The following is a 22,776-nucleotide window of genomic DNA, read 5'->3' as shown; positions in this document are numbered from 1 at the left end:
ACTGCATAAGAAATTGTTAATCGGACGGAATGAAGTGTTGCAGTTTGGACACGGCTATTTCGTCTAATCGTCAAATACCTATGGAACTCACTTCCTGAACCGGAACTGACGGCTCTATACGCACTTATGCATCGCGCTGAGCTTGTTGTTGCTTCGCCTCTTCGGGGGCAACGAGGCAGGCTTGAATGGATGAATTTATGAGGACGAAACTAATGCGTCTCCGCACGGCACTTCTGGCCATGACGTCGATGGCAGCCGCCCCGACGATCGCCATGGCGAGCACCATCACCGGCCCGTATGTCAATATCGGCGGTGGCTATAACCTGGCTCAGACCCAGCACGCGCACTTCTCCCCGACGACGCAGGCTGACGGCACGACCAGCGATAACGGCTCCAGCTCCAAGTTCCGTCACAAGGACGGCTTCACGAGCTTCGGTTCGTTCGGCTGGGGCTTCGGCAACGGCCTGCGCGCTGAAGTCGAAGGCGTTTACAACTACTCGCAGATCAACCACCGCAACCCGACGGGTACGCCTGGTTCGACCAGCGGTTCCGACCAGTCCTATGGCGGCTTCGTCAACGTTCTGTATGACATCGATCTGGCTCAGTTCGGCATCAACCTGCCGGTCACGCCGTTCGTTGGTGTCGGTGCAGGCTACCTGTGGCAGCACTACAACCCGATCACCACGTCCTACACCAACGGCGCGACCAACCGCGTTGGCGGCACGCAGGGTGGCTTCGCCTACCAGGGCATCGTCGGTGCAGCCTATGACATCCCGGGCGTTCCGGGCCTCGCCCTCACCGGTGAATACCGCATGATCGGCCAGACCTTCACGGATGGCGCATACCGCTCCACCTCGTGGAACCGTACGGGCGTGCACAAGGGTAACGTGAACTTCGGTGACCGCTTCCAGCACCAGTTCATCGTCGGCCTGCGTTATGCATTCGACACGGCTCCCCCGCCGCCGCCGCCGGCTCCGGTCGTCGTTCCGCCGGCAGTGCAGCCGGCCCGCACCTACCTGGTCTTCTTCGATTGGGACAAGTCGAACCTGACGGGTCGCGCTCGTGAGATCGTTGCCCAGGCAGCTCAGGCTTCCACGCACGTCCAGACGACGCGCATCGAAGTCAACGGCTACACCGACAACTCTGCTGCACACCCCGGTGCTCGCGGCCAGAAGTACAACCAGGGCCTCTCGGTCCGTCGTGCGCAGTCGGTCAAGGCTGAGCTGATCCGTGACGGCGTTCCTGCCGCTGCGATCGACATCCACGGCTATGGTGAGCAGCATCCGCTGGTCCCGACGGGTCCGAACACCCGCGAGCCGCAGAACCGTCGCGTCGAAATCATCCTGCGCTGATTTTGGCCTGATCTGATCGCTGCTCAGGCGGCTTTCAGGTTGGTTCAGGAACAAAGGCCCTTGGCAATCATGCCAAGGGCCTTTTTCTTTGCCTATCTGCCATGCAATCAGCACAACACATTACGTGCGTGTAATCCGTTATAAGAGAGTCGTGTCACCAATCCCGGAAAAGGGAGTTTGCCATGACCCAGATTTCTCATTTCAGCGATGCGCCGAACCTGCACCGTTCCTCAATGGATCATCGTCAGGAAGGCATAGGCCTCACCATGGGGGCCATTCTCGGCGGGTTGATTGCTCTAGGCACGATCGCCTTGCTCATGATGTGAGGGGCGTCTGTCCACCATCGGTCTCGAGACCCGCTCTTTGGCCTGCAGACTGGAAAACCATACTGACTGACCGATAGGAGCCTTCTTCACCTAGGCGCAGCGCAAAAAAAAGCCCCGGTAATTCCGGGGCTCTTTCCCAGTTCTGAGATCAGGATCAGACGCTCAGGCCGATCTGTTTGATATCGTGAAAACCGAGATCGGTATTCATTTCGACCGTGCGGCGCATCATGAAATTCGAACTGGCGAGAAACACGGGATCGCCATCCAGATCGTCAGCCATGGCCGAGCGATTGACCATGGAGAACGCCTCGATCTTGGCGCGCTCACCCGTTACCCACCGGGCAATCGTATAGGGCGTCGACTCAAAACCGATAGCAACCCCGTACTCTCCCTGCAGACGCGACTGCAGCACATCAAGCTGCAGGGTGCCCACGACGCCGACAATCGGCGGCAACCCGTCCTGTGGACGGAAAAGCTGCACAACCCCCTCTTCCGCCAGTTCGACCAGAGCCTGACGCAGCTTCTTGGCTTTCATGGCATCGTCCAGCCGCACACGCCGCAGGATTTCAGGCGCAAAATGCGGCACGCCTGTGAAGCGCAGTTCTTCACTCTCTGAGAGTGTGTCCCCAATACGCAGGGTCCCATGGTTGGGAAGTCCCACCACGTCACCCGCGAAAGCCTCCTCGGCAAGCTGTCGGTCACGCGCAAAGAAGAATTGCGGGGTGTGCAGAGCAAACTGCTTTCCTGTACGGACATGCTTCAGACGCATGCCACGCGTCAGCTTGCCAGAACAGATACGGGCAAAAGCCATGCGGTCACGATGGTTCGGGTCCATATTGGCCTGAATCTTGAAGATCAGTGCCGTTACCTGCTCTTCATCGGCCTTTACTTCTCGCGTCTCGCTGGGTTGCGCACGTGGCTCGGGGCCATAAGCCACCAGTGCGTCGAGAAGATCGGTAACGCCAATCTCCTTCATCGCACTGCCGAAAAATACCGGCGTCAGATGACCGGCGTCAAAAGACTCACGATCAAAGAGCGGCAGAGCCGCTTCAGCCAGTTCCAGCTCCTCCGAGAGCGCGACCATGCGGGCATCCGACTGGGGCAGATCGACCGCTTCACCGCGTATCTCACGTGTGCGCATGTCATACGTGCCAGCGAAATGCCCGGCGCGTCCGATAGGCCAGGTCGCCGGAGATGTATCGAGCGCCAGTGTCGAGGCAATCTCGTCCAGCAGGCCGAAGCAATCCTGCGCCTCACGATCCATCTTGTTGATGAAGGTCACGATGGGAATATCGCGCAGGCGACAGATCTCGAACAGCTTGCGTGTGCGATCCTCGATACCCTTGGCAGCGTCGATGACCATCACGGCGCAGTCAACAGCCGTAAGGGTACGATAGGTGTCTTCGGAGAAGTCTTCATGGCCCGGCGTATCGAGCAGATTGAAAACGCAGCCGCCATATTCGAAGGTCATGACCGAGGTAACGACCGAAATGCCGCGATCGCGCTCGATACCCATCCAGTCGGATTTGGTGCGGCGGCGTTCACCCTTGGCGCGCACATTGCCCGCGAGCTGGATGGCACCACCAGCGCGCAGGATGCGCTCTGTCAGGGTCGTCTTGCCGGCGTCAGGATGCGAAATGATGGCGAAGGTCCGGCGACGCCGGATCTCGCTGGCAAGGCCGGTGGCAGAAACGGGGGCGGACGCGGCTTCGGACATCGAAAAAGACCTTCGGTAAAACGGCAATTACCTGAAACGACAAATGCCGGACCGGGGGTGAACCCGATCCGGCATTGGCCAGAAACACCCGGTAGAAAAACCGGCGTTTAGCGCGAGTAGAACTCGACCACGAGGTTCGGTTCCATCTGCACGGGGTACGGCACATCGGACAGACGCGGGCTGCGAACGAACTTGCCCTTCATCTGGCGATGATCGACCTCGATGTATTCCGGCACGTCACGCTCAGCGGACTGGGCGGCGTCAAGAACAACAGCAAGCTGCTTGGACTTTTCGCGCACTTCGATCACGTCGCCATCGCGAACCAGATACGAAGGGATGTTCACTTTGCGGCCATTGACCGTCACGTGGCCGTGGCTCACGAACTGACGGGCAGCGAACGGGGTGATCGCGAACTTGAGGCGGTAGATCACCGCATCCAGGCGACGCTCCAGCAGGTCGATCAGGTTCTCCGACGTATCGCCCTTGCGACGCACGGCCTCATCATAATACTTGCGGAACTGCTTCTCGCTGATGTTGCCGTAGTAGCCCTTGAGCTTCTGCTTGGCCATCAGCTGGATCGAGAAGTCGGAGGGCTTCTGCTTGCGGCGCTGGCCATGCTGACCGGGGCCGTATTCCCGCTTGTTGACCGGCGACTTGGCGCGGCCCCACAGGTTTACGCCCAGACGGCGATTGATTTTATACTTGCTCTCTTGGCGCTTGCTCATGTGCAAGAACTCGCTTCGACTTCGGGCTGCCCTATGCTGCGTGGCAACCGCATGTTGCGCCGGTAGGCCTTCCCCCGAATTAGGAAAGACGGGCGCATTCCTCGAACCGCAACCTCGGGATGCAGATCCCGGTCTGGTAACGGCCGGCATGTCCACGTTCCCGGCAATAGCGGCGGCAGGTATAGGACCCCCGCCACGCTGTCAATCTAAATCGACCCCACAGTAGGATACCTCACCAGGGCAAATCGGGTCAGTGAGGGAACAATCACTGGACTGATACGTCAGCAGAAATACGATGGGCATAGCCTGCGGCAGCGAGTCATCTGCGCAGGACGAAGAAAAAGGGAGCCTTCTCATGGCTATTTTCAAATTCAACCGGGCGGCGGGTCGCAAGCTTAATGACAAGGCGGAGATCGAGGCGATCAATCCCGCAGGGGCACCGGCGCCGCGTGCGCCCCATGAGAGCCTGATCAAGCGCGCCTTCAAGCAGTACGGGCTTTCACAGCTTTCCGTATCGCATATCACGGTAAGAGACACGACGGTGGCGGTCAAAGCCAAGGCCGAAAGTGCTGCCGAGCGTGACGCCATCATTCTTGCCGCGGGCAACATCGCCGGTATCGATACCGTCCACGCCGATATCACGGTACCGGAAGGAACACCCGAGCCGGTCTTCCATCAGGTCAAGCCGGGCGAGACGCTGGCCGCCATCGCGGAAAAGACGGATGCCGACGTCACGGCGCAGGATCTGCACGAGGCAAACAAGGACGAACTCGCCCATAGTGAGGGTGTCTATCCCGGACAGACCATCCGTATTCCCGAGGCCTGAATCATACCCTTCACGCCGGATCTGCGAGCCCTTCCCCCGGAACGGGCTCGCCAGAGCCGAGTTTGCGCCTGAACGTGACGGCGAGACGTATCGACAGCAGAAACGCCAGGATACCGAGCCCCGTCGCAAGACCGATCCACAGACCGATCGCGCCGTATCCCCCCTTGAAGGCAAGCCAGTCGCCACCGAAAATCGAGACAGGTACGTAGGTCAGTACCATCAGCACCATCGGCATGAATGTGTCGTGACAGCCACGCAGGGCACCGGCGCAAACGCACTGCACGCCATCCAGAATCTGGAAAATACCGGCAATCTTCAGCAGCGACACCGCAATCGGCATGACCTGGGCCGCATCTGCGCTTCCCGAGCGCAGATAGAACCCGGCAATATATTCAGGAAAGACGAGCAGCACGGTCGCTGTGAAGCTGGTCCAGAGCAGCACCAGAAAAAGAGCACCGAGCGTCGAGCGCAAGGCGGCACGGGGTGAGCCGGCGCCCAGCCAATAGGCAACACGGATATTGACCGCCTGTGAAACGGCGAGGCTGATCATAAAAGCTGTACTTGTGACGCTCAGCGCGATCTGATGCGCGGCAGAAGAGACCGCCCCCAGGGCCCCCGCATGCAGCCCCGTCATCTGGAAAGCCAGCAACTCTGCGCCGGTTGCCCCCATCATGGGCAGCCCCAGACGCAGCATCTCGCCCATCGCACGCGGGTCAGGGCGCGCTACGCGCAGATGGCGCTTCAGATGGGCCTGCCGACGGGCCAGCACCACCAGAAGCAGCGCAATGGACCATCCTGTCACGATCGTGGCGCAAGCCGAGCCCCATAGCCCCATCTCCGGCAGTCCGAAGCGACCATGGATCAACCCGGCATTGAGGAAGCCATTCATGACGGCCATGCCCGGCATGGTCCATAAAAGCAGCCGCTCGCTTCCGAAGGCAGGCAGAATGATGCGCAACAGGCCGATGATGACCAGATTGGGGAGCAGCGCCCAGAGCAGCAAATGCATGAAGCGGCTGCCCTGGGTGACGATCTGCGACGGCTCATTGAAAAATGCCAACAGAGAGCCTGCAGGCAGAAGTATCACCAGCACAGGAAGGCAGAGCAGCAACGCGAGGACCACGCCTGAAGAGACGATTCCCGAAAGATCTTCCAGCGTGTTCTGCGCAGCAAAGGCCCGTCCCCTCGCCCGGGAGATCAGGATGCTGGCCCCCCCAAGGGCCGCCTGAAACGTGATGAAGGTGCAGAAGAAAAGATTGGTGGTCATGCCCCCAACAGCAAGCGCCGTCGCACCGAGACTGCCCAGCAGCACCGTATCGGTCACATTCATGGCCATCTCGCTCAGCTGCGAAAAACTGAGCGGCGCGGCTATTTTGACCAGCGCGCGCAAATGCTGGCCCCAATGCGGCACCGTGATGGAAGAGCGAAGTTCTGTCATATTGTTCTGCTTATACCACGAGGGGCAGAAAACCAGCGTTCAAAGCCGTAAAATAGAGTTGCGCTAGGCGCAGGGCTGACGCATCTACTCTGGATCATGGCCAGCCCTTCCTATTCCCTGTCCCTTCATGACAGCCAGACCCGGCAGAAACAGGTTTTCGTGCCGCTGGATCCTGCCAATGTGCGCGTCTATTACTGTGGGCCCACAGTGTATGATGCCGTGCATATCGGCAATCTGCGCGCCATGCTCAGCGCCGACATCCTCGTTCGTCTGCTGCGTCGGCTCTATCCGACGGTTACTTTCGTGCGCAACATCACCGATGTGGACGACAAGATTACTGCGCGTGCGCAACAGAATGGTGAAGATATTGCAAGCCTGACGGCACGCACCACCATCGCCTTTCATGAAGACGTGGCGGCCCTCGGCATTCTGCCGCCCGATATCGAACCGCGCGCCACGCATCATATCGATGACATGTTAAGCATGATCGCCCAGCTTGTCGCCAATGGTCATGCCTATGAGGCCGAAGGGCATGTGCTCTTTGCCGTTGATCGCTGCGCCAGCTATGGCAGCCTCTCCGGCCGCAGCCCTGACGATCTTCTGGCAGGCGCACGCGTCGAGGTGGCTCCCTACAAGCGCCATCCAGGCGATTTCGTCCTGTGGAAGCCCTCGACACCCGATCAGCCTGGCTGGGACAGCCCGTATGGGCGTGGCCGACCGGGTTGGCATATCGAGTGCTCGGCCATGTCGCATCGCTATCTCGGCGAGAGCTTCGACATTCATGGCGGCGGCGACGATCTGATGTTCCCGCACCACGAAAACGAACGCGCCCAGTCGCTATGCTGCCACCCCGGCAGCAGCTTCGCACGCTACTGGCTGCACAACGCCATGCTGCTCTCCAATGGCGAGAAAATGTCCAAATCACTGGGCAATTTCTTCTCCATTCGCGAGGTTCTGACGCGCGCACCCGCAGAAGCTCTGCGTCTGCTTATTCTGGGCACGCATTATCGTTCGGTGCTCGACTTTACCTGGGAGAAACTCGAGGAAGCCAAGCGCATTCTCGACCGGTTTTATCGTGCCCTGGAAAAGACCCCACCAGCAGACACCGGAATAATACCCGATGCCTTCATGCTGGCACTGTGCGATGACATGAACACCCCCCTCGCCCTTGCCTGCCTCCATCCGCTTGCCGATGCAGCCCTTGGTGGTGATGCAGAAGCCTCTGCCTCTCTCAAGGCCTGCGGTGCCCATATCGGCCTTCTGGAAGCCACACCGGATGAGTGGTTTCGTTCGGGCTCCGAGGATACTGCCATCGATGCGCTGATCACCCAGCGTGTTGCCGCGAAAAAAGCGCGAGATTTTTCTCTTGCGGACAGTATCCGCAGCCAGCTTGCCGAACAGGGAATCATTCTTGAAGACACTGCCAATGGCACGACATGGAGGCGCGCATGACAGGTCGTGACGGCGGCGCCGATATCGGGCCGATCGGGGAATTCAGCCCCGTTGTTATTCTCGTCCGGCCGCAGCTGGCCGAAAATGTCGGTACGACAGCACGCGCCATGGCCAATGGCGGGTTGTTTCATCTGCGTCTGGTCGCCCCGCGCGATGGATGGCCGCAGGAGCGCGCATGGTACGCGTCATCAGGCGCCGATCGCATTCTCGATGCGGCGCAGGTTTTCGATACGGTCGATGAGGCCGTAGCAGACCTGCACCACGTCATGGCTACCTGCCCGCGCCCGCGCCACATCGTAAAGACTGTCATGACCGCCCGTGGCGCAGCGTCGGAACTCCGCGCCATTGCCGATCGGGGGCTGAAAGCCGGATTGCTCTTCGGCCCCGAGCGCGCCGGTCTCGATAACGAGGACATGGCGCGCGCCGATGTACTGATACGCTATCCGCTCAACCCTGATTTCATGTCGCTGAACCTCGCCCAGGCCGTATTGATCATGGCGTATGAGTGGTGGATGGCCTGCGAGACCACCCCGCCGCGTACGCTCATGACGAACGAAACCCACGTGGCGACAAAGGGCGAGCTTGAGAACTTCCTCGGTCATCTGACACGCGATCTGGATGAATGCGGTTTTCTGCGCAATGAGCAGAAGCGCCCCGGTATGGTGCGCAATCTGCGCCACCTCTTTCAGCGTGGTGAAGTGACAGAGCAGGAACTGCGCACCATGCATGGTGTCGTCACCGAATTGTCCAATGGCCGCAAAGCCCGTCAGCAATAGGTCTCAGACGATGTTCACCTGCGTCCATCACATCGCAATCATCACATCCGATTATCAGAAATCCCGCAGCTTCTACACCGAGATCCTTGGGCTGAGCATCATACGTGAAGTCTGGCGGGCCCAAAGGCAGTCATGGAAATGCGACATTGCCATCGGCGATACGCAGATCGAGCTGTTCTCCTTCCCAACCCCGCCTTCACGCCCGACACAGCCAGAGGCCGCCGGGCTGCGTCATCTGGCATTTGGTGTCGATAACATGCAGGAAGCGGTCGAGCATCTCGAGCGCCATAACGTAACCTGCGAGCCGGTACGAACGGACCCTTATACCGGCAAGCTTTACACCTTCTTCAGCGATCCCGACGGTCTCCCCCTGGAGCTCTATCAGAGCTGATCGGCTATCCGGGCTAAGGAGTAGTGAGGAGAACGGGCCGCAATCAGACGGCGCGCTCCTCCTCCCGGGCATAATATTCGGAAAGCGGTGGCGCGACCTCTTCCAGTGAGCGGTTTTCGGCATCCACGCCCCAGATCCAGGCCACTGCGCTGGCAATCAGCATCAGGATCGCTGCGACGACATAGCCCATGACAAGCAGGGAAAGCCGTCCGGTGCCGATCAGGTGCCCGAAGATGACGGGTGCCGCAACGCCGCCGAAAAGCGTGCCGACCGCATAGAACACCGCGATCGCAAAAGCCCGCATTTCGAGGGGAAAGAGCTCGCTTGCAGTCAGATAGGCCGACGAGGCCGCTGCCGAGGCGAAAAAGAAGATACAGCACCAGGAGAGTGTCTGACTGGCGGCAGTCAGGGCATGAACGCCCATGGCATAGGCCACAGCCATCATGAGTACGCCCGAAATGGCGTAGCTCAATCCGATCATCCGTCTGCGACCCCAGGTATCGAACCAGCGTGCCAGAATGAGCGGGCCGAAGAGATTGCCGATGGCGAGGGCCAGAATGTACCAGCCAACTGCGCGCGGTGACACGCCATGATATTTCGTCAGCACCATGCCATAGGTAAAGAACACAGCGTTATAAAGAAATGCTTGGGAGATCATCAGGACCAGCACATAGAGCGAGCGTCCGCGATAGCGCTGCACCATGATCCGGATCATTTCGGCCGGGCTGAATACCCCTGCCGGGTAGATAAGGACGGTTGGCAGCTTCTGCCCCCAACCGCCTTCAGGCTCAACACAGTGGGATTCCACATGGCTGACGATGGCATTGGCCTCTTCCACGCGGCGATGGGTCATCAGCCAGCGCGGGCTCTCAGGGACGAAGGTGCGGAGAAAAAGCACCGCCACACCGAGGAGCGCCCCCAGTGCGAACGCCACGCGCCATGCGAGCCAGACTGGAATGATCGCAGAGTTGAGTAACCAGACCGAGCCGATGGCGCCAAAGGCAGCGCCAGCCCAGAATGTCCCGTTGACCATCACGTCCACACGGCCGCGTAGTCGCGCCGGAACAAGCTCGTCAATTGCGGAATTGATCGCCGAGTATTCGCCACCGATACCCATGCCAGTCAGAAAGCGGGCCACGGCGAAGCTGGTCAGATTCCATGAGAGCGCCGAAGCGCCAACACCAACGACATAGAGAGCGAGAGTGAGAAAGAAGATCTGCTTGCGCCCGAGCTGATCGGTCATCCAGCCGAATACAAGCGCCCCCAGCACTGCCCCCGCGACATAGGAGGAAGACGCAAAGCCAATGCCATCGGCTGACAGCCCAAGCGTATCGTCACGCTGCAGCGAGGGCGCCAGCGAGCCGATAATGGTGACTTCAAGCCCGTCGAGGATCCAGGTGATGCCGAGCGCCACAACAATCAGCATGTGGAACCGTGACCAGGGCAGCCGGTCGAGACGCGCAGGAATATCCGTCTCTATGGGCCGGCCATGAATCTTCTTACCGGGCCGCGCGTCTCGATCAGTGGAAAGCTGCAAGGGGCGCCCTCTCTTCTATTACAAAATATTCACTCTCATCTTTTCATGACGCATGGAGGCGGCCAAGGTTCACCGCCTCACAAAACCCTGAGCAGGACCGCCCTATTTACGACTGAACCAGCCGTGACGGATCGCGCGCCTGACAATCAACAGGCCGATGACGACCAGCGGTGCCCAGACCACAGCCTGAATCAGGAAATCCCACAGATCTGCCAGCGTCTCACTAAGAAGCGCACCGCTATCTTTCCAGCGCTGACGCAGGGGCCCTAGATTCTCATGTGCAGACCTATAGGTGACATTGACCTCTTCCGTATCCACCTGACGGGAGAGATCCTTTTTCTCTTTCAATGCGCTTTCCAGCGTACTCTGCGCCTCTGAAAGCTCTTTCGCCACTTTGATGAGGTCATCCGTCTTGCCTGCACTCTGGGCTTCAAGCACCTCGAGACGGTCACGATAGGCGGTCATCTGGGCCAGACGGCGATCGACATCGGTGACTTCTCTATTGAGATCACGCTCACTGGTGCGCAGGCTCTGGGTGACGACAGCATCTGCGGTTTCCCCTGCCAGAGGCGCCGCGGCAATTTTGAGAAACGCCTCGACCTTGTCATGAGGCAAACGCGCCGAGAGCCTCGCCGAACGGTTTTCACTCCCCTCATTCTGGTCTTCTGCATCTTCCGATGCCGAGACCAGCTCACAGCCCTGCTGCGCGAGACAGTAATCACGCAAAGTCGCCAGATGGGCGCCGACCTTGTCTGCCGAAACACGCAAGGCGAGGCTATGCTCATAAGCAATATTGCCCTGACCGACCTTACCCCTCATGGAAAATCGCATCGCTGCGGGGATCGGAGAAGGCGCGTGTTGCAGTGAGAATGACCCGTAGCTCATCTCTGTGCGACGGTTTTCACCATGCCTGTGCTTGCAGCCCGCAAGACTGGCCAGAACAACGCCAAGCACAACCGGTCCCGCCAGTCGCCGCAGGCTGTACCGTATTTTTTGCTTCATCATCAGATTTTCCGAATTGCCAGATTAGGCAAAGAGGATCACGGCCGGGGCCTTTTGGGAAGGTATCGCTCAGCATGACGCGTTCGCGCGACAGCGCACGGTTCCTCAGGCCTGCCGCAAGACAGGAAACTTATCCCCAGATTCGAGGAACAACTCTGCGGATCAGCCTGTGCATAAGCTGTTGACGACAAGGGATAATCCGACGCCCACAGGCGATTGGATCGATCCATAAACTGCTCATGAATCGATCCCTGCACTGACAAAATTCAGGCGCCACGGGCTTTCAGCGACGCCAGAAGCTTGCCCATTACAATCTCCGGAGTGCCAGCACTGTCCACAGTGATGACATTCTCATCCTTGCCCGGCGGCTCCAGTGTTGCAAGCTGGCTTGGCAGGAGGCTTGGGGGCATGAAATGGCCGATACGCTGCTTCAATCGCTCGGCAATCGTGCGTTCGCTCGTCTCGAGATAGACGAATGTCACATCAAGCCCGTTGCGCAGCGTATCACGGTATTTGCGTTTGAGCGCCGAGCAGGTCAGTACGCCCCCGGTCTGCGCATGCATCTTCAGCCATTCATGACAGATCTGAAGCCAGGGCGCCCGGTCGGCATCGTCGAGCGGAATACCGCTATGCATCTTGGCGACATTCGCCGCCGGATGCAGGTCGTCCCCTTCCTGGAAAGGCGTACCAAAATGCTGAGCAAGCCCCTGGGCCACGGTCGTCTTGCCGCAGCCAGAGACACCCATGACGACGTAGAGGCCGGGACCGGCCTGATTTGTCGCCCCGCTCATGCTTTCAGCCTTTGCAGACCGGCCGCGCCGGCCACCAGAACTTCCGAGGTGATATCAAGGAAAAGACCGTGGTCCACGACACCTGTAATGGAGATGATGTGGTCTGCCAGACCGCGCGGATCCTTGATGCACTCGTAATCACAATCGATGATGATGTTGTGATTATCGGTCATGTAAAGTGAGCCGTCTGCATTACGGCGCGGAACGCAGGCTTTCGCGCCTGTCTTGCGCAGCAGGTTCTCGACGCGCTCCCAACCCCAGGGAATGATCTCGACAGGCACGGGCATATGCGTGCCCAGATCGGTGACGATCTTGCTCTCATCGACAATCACAATGAACTTGCGAGCCGAGACGGCCACGATCTTCTCACGCAACAGCGCGCCGCCCCGCCCCTTGATCAGGAACAGCGAGCCCGTCTGCACCTCGTCGGCGCCGTCAATGGCGACGTCGAGATATGGATCATCAGCAAAATTCGTGATGGGGATATTCAGGCTCTGTGCCTGAGCCGCGCTGGCCTCCGATGTCGGGATAGCGCGTATCTTGAGCCCTTCACGACGGACGCGCTCACCGAGCGCATCGATCATGAATTTCGCCGTGCTGCCCGTCCCGAGGCCCACAGCCATGCCATCCTGGATATAGGAAATGGCATGAGTAGCAGCTTCACGTTTCAGTTCTGCGACGCGAGCAGCGGCGTCTTGAGCGATCTCAACCATTCTGAAGCTCTCCTGCAGCGGCCTTGTCGACCAGGAACACAACCTCACCTTCGGAGGTGATATGCGATGCCGGAAGCGATTCATCGCCGCTGCGAACCCGTGCCAGCATCTCGGCCTTGCCTGCCCCCTCGATCAGGAACACGACATTGCGGCTCGAATGGATGGCGGGATAGGTCAGCGAAACACGGTCATGAGGCGCGTTATCTGGCGTGCAGGCAGCGACCCATTTCGTCTTTTCCTGCAGGATCGGCTGACGCGGGAAGAGCGAGGCGGTATGCCCGTCAGGGCCCATACCCAGCATGACGACGTCAAAAAGCGGCTTGCCCGGGGTCAGATGATGGCTGCCATACAGGTCCTGCAGAGCGCTCTGATACCAGACCGCATCCTGCTCGGCCGTACCATCGGCAGGAATAGGGTGTGCATTTTCGGCAGGTAGATCGACATGCTCAAGCAGCAGCTCGTCCGTCATGCGATAATTGCTGTCGTCATGCGTGAAGGGCACATGACGATCATCGCCGAAGAAAATATGGGTCCGGCGCCACGGGAATTTCGAGGCATAAGCCGGCTCAGCCATGATCTTGAACAGACGCTTGGGCGTCGAGCCGCCCGACAGCGCCACGACGAAAGGCCCGTCGGTCTTGGCCAGAGCCTGATCCAGCAGCCACTGGGCCATCTTCTGGGCGACGGCTTCGCCATCCTCCAGAACGACCACGCGGGCTGAAGTCACATCGTGTCCACTCATCTTATCATTCCTTTATGTCAGGCCGCGCCGGGGGCCCTAGGAAGGACGAAGCGCCGCATGGCTTCTGCCCATCCATCTGCATCGTTGTGCCCTGTTGTCACATGGGCATGCGCACTGACCTCTTCGGTCGCGTTGCCCATGGCAATCCCTAGCCCGGCGATTTTGAGCATCGGCACATCATTGGACATGTCGCCGATGCAGGCAACCTCACTCATCGGGATGCCCAGACGCTCGGCCAGAGCACGCGCGGCAAAGCCCTTGTTCGCATCCTTGTGCGTGATATCGAGATAATAATTTGACGACCGGTGTACGCTCGCCTCGCCCTTGAGCATGGCGCCGATCTCAACTTCCATGCGCTGCAGCAACGCGAAATTGCTGCTGGCGGCCATGATCTTGCCAACGCCCTCGCGAAACGGCTTGAAGTCGGGCACGACGACAGGGTCGATACCGACCGATCTGCGCTCATGCTCGACATAATAGGCGCCAGGATCGCGAATCAGCCATTCGTGACCACGGAACAGCCAGGTATCCACCTGGTGCACCGAAAGCGTGTCGCACGCCGCATCGACGCAGGAGGCGGGGAGTGACAGGGTCGAGAGAATCTCGTCGTCCGGTCCCACGATCAGCCCGCCATTTAGCGCACCGAATGGCGTATCGAGACCTAGCTCCCGATGATAACGCAGCATGCCCTCAGCCGAGCGCGAACTCACGAGGCAAAGCTTGATGCCCGCCTCGCTGAGCTGCTTCGCCGCCTGTTGCGTCGATTCTGCCAGGTTCTTGTCAGGACCGATCAGCGTGCCGTCGATATCCGAGACAACCATGCGAATGGTGGATGCCATGGGCGGCAGGACTGCGTGGATGGCATCCAGATCATGTGTCATGGGAGTTCCTGTCTTGGCGCGAAAGTGCGTCAGTTGTTCAGATCGAGCCAGCGACGCCCGCTGCGTGCCAGCAGTTCATCGGCCTCACGCGGGCCATCAAGGCCACCCGGGTAGAAGCAGAGCGGCGATTTATCGGCGATGTTCTCCTTGAAGGCGGGTTCAACGATACGCCAGCCCTCTTCAATGGTATCGGCGCGCTGATAAAGCGTCTGGTCACCGATCATGCAGTCATAGATCAGCGTCTCGTAGCCCGTGCTCGGCCCCTCGCTGAACCAGTCGGAATAATCGAATTTCATGCGCACACCGCCGAGACGCACCGACGGACCAGGCACCTTGGCCGAGAACTGCATGGTCACGCCTTCAGTCGGCTGGATGTGCAGCACCATGATATTGGGCGTGAGCTTGTCGACGGGCGTGTCACGGAAGAGAGCGAACGGCGCCTGCTTGAAGTGGATCGCGATTTCGGTCTTGCGACGACGCAGGCGCTTGCCCGTGCGCAGATAGAACGGCACACCAGCCCAACGCCAGTTATCGATACGCAGCTTCATCGCGACATAGGTCTCGGTCTGACTGCCCATCCCGACATCGGGTTCTTCACGATAGCCTCGCAGCGCTTCGGCCTCATCGCCCACGCCGAACGAACCGCTGACATACTGCCCGCGTACCACTTGGCTCAGATCGATTGGCTGGATGGCACTGAGCACTTTGGCCTTCTCGTCACGCACGGCTTCGGCGTCAAACGAAGTCGGCGCCTCCATGGCGACCATCGACAGCAGCTGCATCAGATGGTTGGGGACCATGTCGCGAATGGCACCCGTGCTTTCGTAAAAGCGACCGCGACGTTCGACACCGACCGTCTCTGCTGCCGTAATCTGCACGTGGTCGATGTTCTGCCGGTTCCAGAGCGGCTCGAAGAAGCCGTTCGAGAAACGCAGGGCCAGGATGTTCTGCACCGTCTCTTTGCCGAGATAATGGTCGATGCGGTAGATCTGGTTTTCATCGAGCGAACGCTGGAGACGCGCATTGAGCGCCTTAGCCGATTCCAGATCTGCACCAAAGGGCTTCTCGATGATGACGCGACGCGAGACCGTATCGGTCTGTTCGGCAAGACCGGATTCCCCGAGGAGGTCGACAATGGGACCGAAGAAACGCGCGGCCACAGCGAGATAGAAAACAGCAGAGCGATCGCCCAGCTTTTCCTTCAATGCCTGGAACGTTGAGATTTCCTCGAAAGAACCGCGCAGATAGGTGATGCTCTTGGAAAGGCGATCCCACACATCCTGACGCAGCACTGTGGCGCTGGTCCCGCGCTTGCTGACGAAATCATCAAGGGCAGCGCTGAGTTGCTCCAGCAGCCCTTCTGTCGTCATCTCGGCCCAGTCGACCACGATGATGGAGAAATCCTCGCTGAGCAGACCAGCCACGTCCAGATTATAGATAGCCGGAACCAGAAGGCGTTTCGTCAGATCGCCGCCACCGCCGAAAATGACCATGGAGCCCGGAGGGGCCGGGCGTACGCCGCGCGGCGCCTCTGAATTGGACAGTGCCGCACGCGCTGAAGCGGAAATCTCGACCATATGCCAAACCTTTTTAGTCGATAAACTGAAAGCCGGAGTGCAAGCAGGAGCGTTACGGCTCCCGCTGACATTCTGGCCAAGAGTGTAGGAATAAAAAAAGGGCCGGGACCAGAGCGGTCCCGGCCCGAAATGTCACTTCTTCTCGACGTGACCGCCGAAGCCGAAGCGCATGGCAGAGAGGATCTTCTCTGCGTAGTTGTTGCCGCTGCGCGAGCGGAAGCGTGTGAACAGCGATGCCGTCATGACCGGAACCGGCACCGACTCTTCGATGGCCGCTTCGATCGTCCAGCGACCTTCACCGGAATCAGCCACTTCGCCCGAGAACTCGGAGAGGGATTCATTCTTGGCGAGCGCATCGGCCGTCAGATCGAGCAGCCAGGACGAGACGACACTGCCACGACGCCACACTTCAGCGATATCGGCCATGTTCAGGTCGAAGCGCTGGTCTTCCTGCAGGACGGGGGAGTTCTTGGACTTCATGACGTCGAAGCCTTCGGCGAAGGCCTGCATCATGCCGTATTCGATGCCGTTATGGACCATCTTGACGAAGTGACCCGAACCAGCCGGACCACAATGCAGATAGCCTTCCTCAGCGCGGGGATCGAGGCCTTCACGGTCGCGACCGATCGTGCGCACGACGTCACCCTTGCCGGGTGCCAGTGCCTTGAGGATCGGGTCGATATGATCGGCCGAGTCCTTGGTGCCGCCGTACATCATGCAATAGCCGCGATCGAGGCCCCAGACGCCGCCCGACGTACCGACGTCAATGTAGTGAATGCCCTTTTCCATCAGCTCGTGCGCACGACGGACATCGTCCTTGTAGTAGCTGTTGCCACCATCGATCACGATATCGTCCTTGCCGAGCAGGCCGCGCAGTTCCTGCACGCAGGCTTCAGTGATCTCACCAGCCGGAAGCATGACCCAGACGATCTTGCGCTCTGCCGTCAGCTTGCTGACCAGATCGGCGACAGAGTTCGAGGCGATCGCACGGCCCTTTTCGGCACGGTCGAACGTCTTGGTCACAACTTCAGGCGTGCGGTCGAACAGCACGACGTCATGACCATGACGGGTCAGGCGCACTGCAATGTTGCCGCCCATACGGCCAAGGCCAACAATACCGATTTGCATCTTCAAAACTCCTGCACAGTCTTCCTGTGCCCTCTAACTACCACGTCAAAAAACAATCCGCCCCGTTGGAGCGGGGCGGATTGCGTCAGTCTCAGACGGCTTTCTTGATGACCGCTGCCAGTTCGGCAAGGCCAGCTTCGAGCGGTCCCTTGATGTGCACGCGCAGGGCACGGCGGCCACGTTCGGAAAGCACATCGAAATCGCCACGTGCCTGAGCAGCCTTCACCACACTGAAAGTGAAGCGTTCACCAGGGACGCTCAGATCGGCATGATCGTCAGCCGTGATCTGCAGGAACACGCCACTATCCGGGCCGCCCTTATAGGCCTGACCGGTCGAGTGCAGGAAGCGCGGGCCGAACTCGGCAGCCGTTGCAACCTTCAACTGGTCACGCAGATCGAGGCGAACGTTCTGGATCCACTCGCGTGTCTTCAGATCGCGCTCGACATAAGCCAGAACACCCACATAATCGCCCGCCTTCACGCGGCCGAAATGGGCCTTCAGGATCGCCAGCGCATCGCCGCCGCCAAGCGCCTTGGCGTTGGCATCGTCAGCAAAGAACTCGAACGCACCCGAGGTTGCGAACGGTGTCTCAGGCGGAAGCTTGCCCGTCTCGTTGAAGGCAGTCGTGAGCTTCTTGGTCTCGATCTTGCTGAATTCCACATCCGGCTGATCAAACGGGTCGATCGCGAGAACCGAACCGGCAACTGCCGTGGCATATTCCCAGTGGAAGAAAGCCTGAGCGATATCGAGCTTGTCGGCCAGATCGATCGTCACAACCGGCTCACCTGCTTCCACGAGAGCGGCGATTGCCTTCTCCTGGTTGGGGCAGGCTTCACCCTTCAGACGCAGATAGGCGAAGACGCGATCCTTGCCATAGACGGTAGGAGCCCCGAGGGTCTCGTCGTCGATGGGAATCAGGCCCGTGCCCTTCTTGCCGGTCGATTCAGCCAGAAGCTGCTCGAGCCAGGCGCCGAGATCACAGATCGCAGGCGATGCGATGATCGTCACCTTGTCGCGGCCGAACTTGGTTGCGGCAGCGCCGAGGATGGCACCGAGCTGGAGCGCAGTGTTCTGCGCGGGCGGGGTGCTGGCCGAAGCTTCTTTGACCGAACGCAGCGCTGATTCGAGGAATGCGCGCACGTCCAGACCGGCAGCAGCGGCAGGAACCAGACCGAAATTGGACAGAACCGAGAAACGGCCGCCAATCTGCTTTTCGCCGTAGAAGATCTTCCAGAAGCCATCCTTCTTGGCCACTCCTTCCATATGCGAGCCCGGATCGGTCACGGCGACAAAATGTGCGCCAGGAGCCGAGCCGAGTGCCTTTTCGGCAGCAGCGAAGAAATAGGCCTTCAGAATGTTCGGCTCAAGCGTACCGCCCGACTTGGACGAAACGATGAACAGGGTCTTCTTGAGGTCGACGGCATTTTCATACGTCTTGACCTGCTGCGGGTCGGTGCTGTCGAGCACATGCAGCTTCGGGAAGCCTGCGATGTGACCGAAGGTCTCGGCAATCACTTCCGGACCGAGGCTCGAACCGCCCATACCGAGCAGCAGCACGTCGCTGAAGCCCTTGGCCTTCACCTCGCTCGCAAACGCCTCAAGCTCAGACACATGGGCCAGACGCTCATCGACAATGTCGAGCCACTTCAGCCACTTGGCTTCGTCGCCGCCGGTCCATACCGTCGCGTCCTTGGCCCAGAGCTTGCGGCCCTTGCCGGTCTTGCGCCAGTCTTCGAGCACCGCATCGGCTGCGGCTTTCAGGTCGGCTGGAAGCTCGGCCTTCTGCTCAATCAGTTTGGACCCGAGAAACGTGGCCTGCTTGTTTGCTACCGCCCCAAGCAGCTGGTCGAAAGCGTCGCAGAACGAAGCGCAGCCTTCTGTTACGAGAGTCTTGGTGACACCGTCGAGGTCGAGACCCAGCTTGGCCTGCTGCTCGATCACCTTGAAGGCGTCTTCGACGTTTTCGGTCAGGCTGGCGCGCAGCTTGCCGTGATCGCGGAAGGCATCGAAAGTTGCCGGCGGAATGGTGTTGACCGTGTCGGCACCGATCAGTTCTTCAACATAAAGCACATCGGAGAAGGTCTTGTCCTTGGTGCCCGTCGAGGCCCAGAGGAGACGCTGCGGCTGGGCACCAGCGGCGGCGAGCTTCTTCCAGCGCTCGGAAGCCGTGACTTCCAGATAATGCTGATAGGCAACCTTGGCGTTCGCGATAGCGACCTTGCCGCGCAGGGCCTTGAGGGCTTCTGCGTCCTTGTCGCCTTCCTTGACGCGACGATCGATGGCGCCATCGATCTTGCCGTCGATGCGCGACACGAAGAACGAGGCAACGCTGGCAATCTTGCTGATGTCCTTGCCCGCTGCATGGCGGATTTCGAGGCCCTTGATATAGGCTTCGAGGACATTCTTGTAGGCTTCGAGCGAGAACAGCAGCGTGACGTTGACGCTGATGCCTTCAGACGTGACTTCCTGGAATGCCGGGATCCCTTCGGGCGTGCCCGGGATCTTGATCATCAGATTTTCTTCGTTGACGGCGGCCCAGAGGCGACGGGCTTCGTCAGCCGTAGCCTTGGTCTCGAATGCGAGATAGGGCGACACTTCAAGGCTCACATAGCCGTCGAGACCCTGGGTCTGAACGAAGACCGGGTGCATGACCTTAGCGGTAGCCTGAATGTCGGTGATGGCAAGCTTTTCGTAGAGTTCGCCGGGAGAGAGGGTTTCGGCGGCCAGCAGATCCTTGATCTGGGCGTCGTAATCCGTGCCGTAGCCCATCGCCTTTTCGAAGATGGCCGGGTTTGACGTCACGCCACGCAGGCCGTCTTCGTCCACCAGCTTCTTGAGGCTGCCATCGGCAGTATAGGATCTCTGGATGAAGTCCAGCCAGGGTGACTGGCCAAAATTGGAAAGATCACGCAGCGGGTTCCCGCTCGTAGCGGCACCCTGCTTCTGTTCGACGTCCATGACGTACTCCTGTCTGTCCACCTGACGGGCTCCCTGTGGACACCCGTCTCAGCTCAGGTCGGCCTTCCGACCCTGACCTCATGAGAGGGGGCCATAGCACGCTGTGGCCCCAGAGGCCCGACCGCCGAGGAAGCGGTCAGGCCCCGGTAGTCGTCTTACTTGCGAGCAGCCTGCTCACGCGCTGCGTCATACACCTTCTCCGGCGTGAAGCCGAACTTGGTGAGCAGCGCCTTGAGCGGAGCCGAAGCACCGAAGCTGTTCATCGCAATGATCGAACCGCCGATGCCGGTGTAACGATCCCAGCCGAAGGCAGCAGCCTGCTCGACAGCCACACGTCCCTTGACGTCCGGCGGCAGCACGCTGTCCTTGTAGGCCTGATCCTGCTCTTCGAAGAGATCGAAGGACGGGAAGGAAACGACACGCGCCTTGATGCCTTCTGCGGTCAGCTTCTCATAGGCGTCGACCACCAGAGACACTTCCGAGCCCGAAGCCATCAGGATCACGTCCGGCTTGCCTTCACAGCTGGCGAGCACATAGGCGCCCTTGGCGAGGTTGGAAGCGCAGGCATACTTGCTGCGATCCAGCGTCGGCAGGTTCTGGCGGCTCAGGATCAGCACGGCGGGCTTGTGCGTCATCGGCATCAGGGTGCGCCAGGCTTCAGACACTTCGTTGGCGTCTGCCGGACGAATAGTCATGATGCCAGGTGTTGCACGCAGCTGAGCAAGCTGTTCGATCGGCTGATGGGTCGGACCGTCTTCACCAACGCCGATCGAGTCATGCGTGAAGATGTAGGTGACCGGCAGTTCCATGAGAGCCGACAGACGGATCGGAGCCTTCATGTAATCAGAGAAGATCAGGAAGCCCGAACCATAGGCGTGCAGACCGGCCAGCGCCAGACCGTTGCAGATCGAGCCCATGGCATGTTCGCGAATACCGAAATGGATATTGCGACCCGCATAGGTGCCACCCCACTGCGGCGGCTGGAACGACCCTGCACCCTCAAAGGTGAGGTTGGTCTTGGTCGACGGCGAAAGGTCAGCCGAACCACCGAGCATCCAGGGGACGTTCTTGGCAACGGCGTTGATGACCTTGCCCGAGCTTGCGCGCGAGGCAATGCCCTTGGCGTCTGCATCCCACTTCGGAATATCCTTGTCCCAGCCTTCTGGCAGGCGACGTTCGAAGATGGCGCGCAGCTCTGCGGCTTCCTTCGGATATTCGTTCGTGTAGCGGTCGAACAGGGCATGCCATTCTGCACGCGCCGTAGCGCCACGCTTGCCGAGACCTTCCTGGAAATGCTCCAGAACGCCTTCCGGCACATGGAATGCGTCGGTCCAGGGCCAGTGATAGGCCTTCTTGGCACCGGCGATTTCTTCTTCACCCAGGGGCTCACCATGGGCCGAAGCCGTACCAGCCTTCTTGGGGGCACCGAAACCGATGATCGTGTGCATGATGATCAGGCTCGGACGGTCCTTGACCGAACGGGCTTCTTCAAGCGCCTTGCTGACAGCGGCGATGTCATTGACATCGTTGACGGTCACAACATGCCATTTGTAAGCGTGGAAGCGCTCGGCAACGTTCTCGGTGAAGGCAAGGTTGGTCGAGCCTTCGATCGAGATCTGGTTCGAATCATACAGCCAGATCAGGTTGCCCAGACCCAGATGACCGGCCATGGAAGCTGCTTCGGACGAAACGCCTTCCATCATGTCGCCGTCACCACAGAACACGTAGGTGTGGTAATCGAACAGGTCATAGCCAGGGCGGTTGTAATGGGCTGCGAGATATTTCTCGGCCATTGCCATACCGACCGAGTTGCCACAGCCCTGGCCCAGCGGGCCGGTCGTGGTCTCGATGCCCGCCGTGTGGCGGTATTCCGGGTGACCCGGGGTCTTGGAGTTCAGCTGGCGGAACTGCTTGAGGTCTTCAAGGGTCAGCGACGGGCTGTCGAGAACCTTGTCCTTCACCACATCGCGGATGCCGGTGAGATAGATCGTCGAATACAGCAGCATCGAAGCATGACCAACGGACAGCACGAAGCGGTCGCGTGCCGGCCAGAGCGGATCTGCCGGATCATATTTCAGGTCGTTCTGCCAGAGCGTGTACATAACAGGAGCCAGCGCCATCGCCGTTCCCGGATGGCCTGAATCGGCCTTTTCCACACCATCCATCGACAGGGTGCGGATAGTGTTGATGCTCAGCTGTGCGATGTCAGAGACATTGGCGCCGGCCGCTCCACCTGTTTCCGCGCCAAACGCGGACGGGTTGCTTAAAGAACGCATCAAAAATCGACCTCCGAATTAACTCTCTGCGATGGAAAACCATCCGCCGGACAGACATCAATGTTCAAGACCGGTTTGCTGCCTGAGACAACCCCACCAGGGATCCTTTTCGCATAGGCGACCACGCAGAATTGGCGACCACTCTCACCTCTCATGGCCTGGCCACG

19 protein-coding genes are annotated in these 22,776 nt (G+C 59.6%); 6 read left to right on the top strand and 13 right to left on the bottom strand.

Annotation, left to right across the window (positions count from 1 at the left end):
* The first annotated feature begins 212 nt into the window (after positions 1 to 212).
* Positions 213 to 1,352: an OmpA family protein gene (locus AAID99_RS01930; RefSeq protein WP_188425087.1), complete on the top strand. Its 1,140-nt coding sequence runs from the start codon at positions 213 to 215 to the stop codon at positions 1,350 to 1,352.
* 182 nt (positions 1,353 to 1,534) lie between these two features.
* Positions 1,535 to 1,678 carry a hypothetical protein gene (locus AAID99_RS01925; protein WP_188425085.1) on the top strand — a complete coding sequence of 48 codons (144 nt, stop codon included), beginning with the start codon at positions 1,535 to 1,537 and terminating at the stop codon, positions 1,676 to 1,678.
* A gap of 154 nt (positions 1,679 to 1,832) precedes the next feature.
* Here AAID99_RS01925 and AAID99_RS01920 read toward each other — a convergent pair whose 3' ends face one another.
* Both AAID99_RS01920 and rpsD read right to left on the bottom strand, forming a co-directional pair.
* Positions 1,833 to 3,395 carry a peptide chain release factor 3 gene (locus AAID99_RS01920; RefSeq protein ID WP_188425083.1) on the bottom strand — a complete coding sequence of 521 codons (1,563 nt, stop codon included), beginning with the start codon at positions 3,393 to 3,395 and terminating at the stop codon, positions 1,833 to 1,835.
* Between the two features lie 107 nt (positions 3,396 to 3,502).
* Positions 3,503 to 4,120 carry a 30S ribosomal protein S4 gene (gene rpsD / locus AAID99_RS01915; RefSeq protein ID WP_023978552.1) on the bottom strand — a complete coding sequence of 206 codons (618 nt, stop codon included), beginning with the start codon at positions 4,118 to 4,120 and terminating at the stop codon, positions 3,503 to 3,505.
* A 355-nt stretch (positions 4,121 to 4,475) separates the two neighbouring features.
* Between rpsD and AAID99_RS01910 the strand changes: the two genes are divergently transcribed.
* Positions 4,476 to 4,946, top strand: a complete 471-nt coding sequence (locus AAID99_RS01910) for a LysM peptidoglycan-binding domain-containing protein (RefSeq protein ID WP_188425081.1) — start codon at positions 4,476 to 4,478, stop codon at positions 4,944 to 4,946.
* 10 nt (positions 4,947 to 4,956) lie between these two features.
* On the opposite strand, the gene AAID99_RS01905 is transcribed toward AAID99_RS01910, so the two are convergent.
* Entirely contained in the window at positions 4,957 to 6,384 is a 1,428-nt protein-coding gene (locus AAID99_RS01905; protein ID WP_498492962.1) for an MATE family efflux transporter, read from the bottom strand.
* A gap of 96 nt (positions 6,385 to 6,480) precedes the next feature.
* Between AAID99_RS01905 and cysS the strand changes: the two genes are divergently transcribed.
* Genes cysS through gloA2 form a run of 3 tightly spaced genes read left to right on the top strand, consistent with a single transcriptional unit; the run spans position 6,481 to position 9,003 of the window.
* A complete protein-coding gene (cysS, locus tag AAID99_RS01900; protein ID WP_188425076.1) occupies positions 6,481 to 7,836 on the top strand; it encodes a cysteine--tRNA ligase in 1,356 nt (451 codons plus the stop codon).
* Complete coding sequence (locus AAID99_RS01895; protein WP_267310772.1) at positions 7,833 to 8,612, top strand: RNA methyltransferase; 780 nt, start codon at positions 7,833 to 7,835, stop codon at positions 8,610 to 8,612. Before cysS ends, AAID99_RS01895 begins: the two co-directional genes overlap by 4 nt.
* Before the next feature lie 10 nt (positions 8,613 to 8,622).
* The gene (gloA2, locus tag AAID99_RS01890; RefSeq protein ID WP_188425072.1) at positions 8,623 to 9,003 is read left to right on the top strand and encodes an SMU1112c/YaeR family gloxylase I-like metalloprotein; all 381 of its coding nucleotides are present in this window, start codon (positions 8,623 to 8,625) and stop codon (positions 9,001 to 9,003) included.
* Positions 9,004 to 9,046: 43 nt separating this feature from the next.
* Here gloA2 and AAID99_RS01885 read toward each other — a convergent pair whose 3' ends face one another.
* The 10 genes from AAID99_RS01885 to tkt all read right to left on the bottom strand — a co-directional run bounded on the left by AAID99_RS01885 (position 9,047) and on the right by tkt (position 22,609).
* Positions 9,047 to 10,429, bottom strand: a complete 1,383-nt coding sequence (locus tag AAID99_RS01885) for an MFS transporter (protein ID WP_498494243.1) — start codon at positions 10,427 to 10,429, stop codon at positions 9,047 to 9,049.
* 213 nt (positions 10,430 to 10,642) lie between these two features.
* Positions 10,643 to 11,545, bottom strand: a complete 903-nt coding sequence (locus AAID99_RS01880) for a DUF4349 domain-containing protein (protein WP_188425070.1) — start codon at positions 11,543 to 11,545, stop codon at positions 10,643 to 10,645.
* Positions 11,546 to 11,808: 263 nt separating this feature from the next.
* Positions 11,809 to 12,333: a gluconokinase gene (locus AAID99_RS01875; protein ID WP_188425068.1), complete on the bottom strand. Its 525-nt coding sequence runs from the start codon at positions 12,331 to 12,333 to the stop codon at positions 11,809 to 11,811.
* Positions 12,330 to 13,046: a ribose-5-phosphate isomerase RpiA gene (gene rpiA, locus AAID99_RS01870; RefSeq protein WP_188425066.1), complete on the bottom strand. Its 717-nt coding sequence runs from the start codon at positions 13,044 to 13,046 to the stop codon at positions 12,330 to 12,332. The genes AAID99_RS01875 and rpiA overlap by 4 nt, the downstream gene beginning before the upstream one ends.
* Positions 13,039 to 13,788: a 6-phosphogluconolactonase gene (pgl, locus tag AAID99_RS01865; RefSeq protein WP_188425063.1), complete on the bottom strand. Its 750-nt coding sequence runs from the start codon at positions 13,786 to 13,788 to the stop codon at positions 13,039 to 13,041. The genes rpiA and pgl overlap by 8 nt, the downstream gene beginning before the upstream one ends.
* A 17-nt stretch (positions 13,789 to 13,805) precedes the next feature.
* Positions 13,806 to 14,669: an HAD family hydrolase gene (locus AAID99_RS01860; protein ID WP_498492958.1), complete on the bottom strand. Its 864-nt coding sequence runs from the start codon at positions 14,667 to 14,669 to the stop codon at positions 13,806 to 13,808.
* Positions 14,670 to 14,698: 29 nt separating this feature from the next.
* Positions 14,699 to 16,246, bottom strand: coding sequence for a glucose-6-phosphate dehydrogenase (gene zwf, locus AAID99_RS01855; RefSeq protein WP_188425059.1), 1,548 nt, complete (start codon positions 16,244 to 16,246; stop codon positions 14,699 to 14,701).
* Between the two features lie 132 nt (positions 16,247 to 16,378).
* Positions 16,379 to 17,374, bottom strand: coding sequence for a phosphogluconate dehydrogenase (NAD(+)-dependent, decarboxylating) (gnd, locus tag AAID99_RS01850; RefSeq protein WP_188425057.1), 996 nt, complete (start codon positions 17,372 to 17,374; stop codon positions 16,379 to 16,381).
* A 91-nt stretch (positions 17,375 to 17,465) separates the two neighbouring features.
* Positions 17,466 to 20,333, bottom strand: coding sequence for a bifunctional transaldolase/phosoglucose isomerase (locus tag AAID99_RS01845; protein ID WP_498492955.1), 2,868 nt, complete (start codon positions 20,331 to 20,333; stop codon positions 17,466 to 17,468).
* Between the two features lie 155 nt (positions 20,334 to 20,488).
* Positions 20,489 to 22,609 (bottom strand): transketolase, encoded by a 2,121-nt coding sequence (tkt, locus tag AAID99_RS01840; protein WP_188425053.1) that lies wholly within the window; start codon positions 22,607 to 22,609, stop codon positions 20,489 to 20,491.
* Between the last annotated feature and the right edge of the window lie 167 nt (positions 22,610 to 22,776).

The sequence above is a fragment of the Asaia sp. Ae19-3 genome (genome assembly GCF_059801175.1).
Note: the sequence above shows the minus strand (reverse complement) of the source record. Positions and strands in the feature narration are given on the sequence as shown.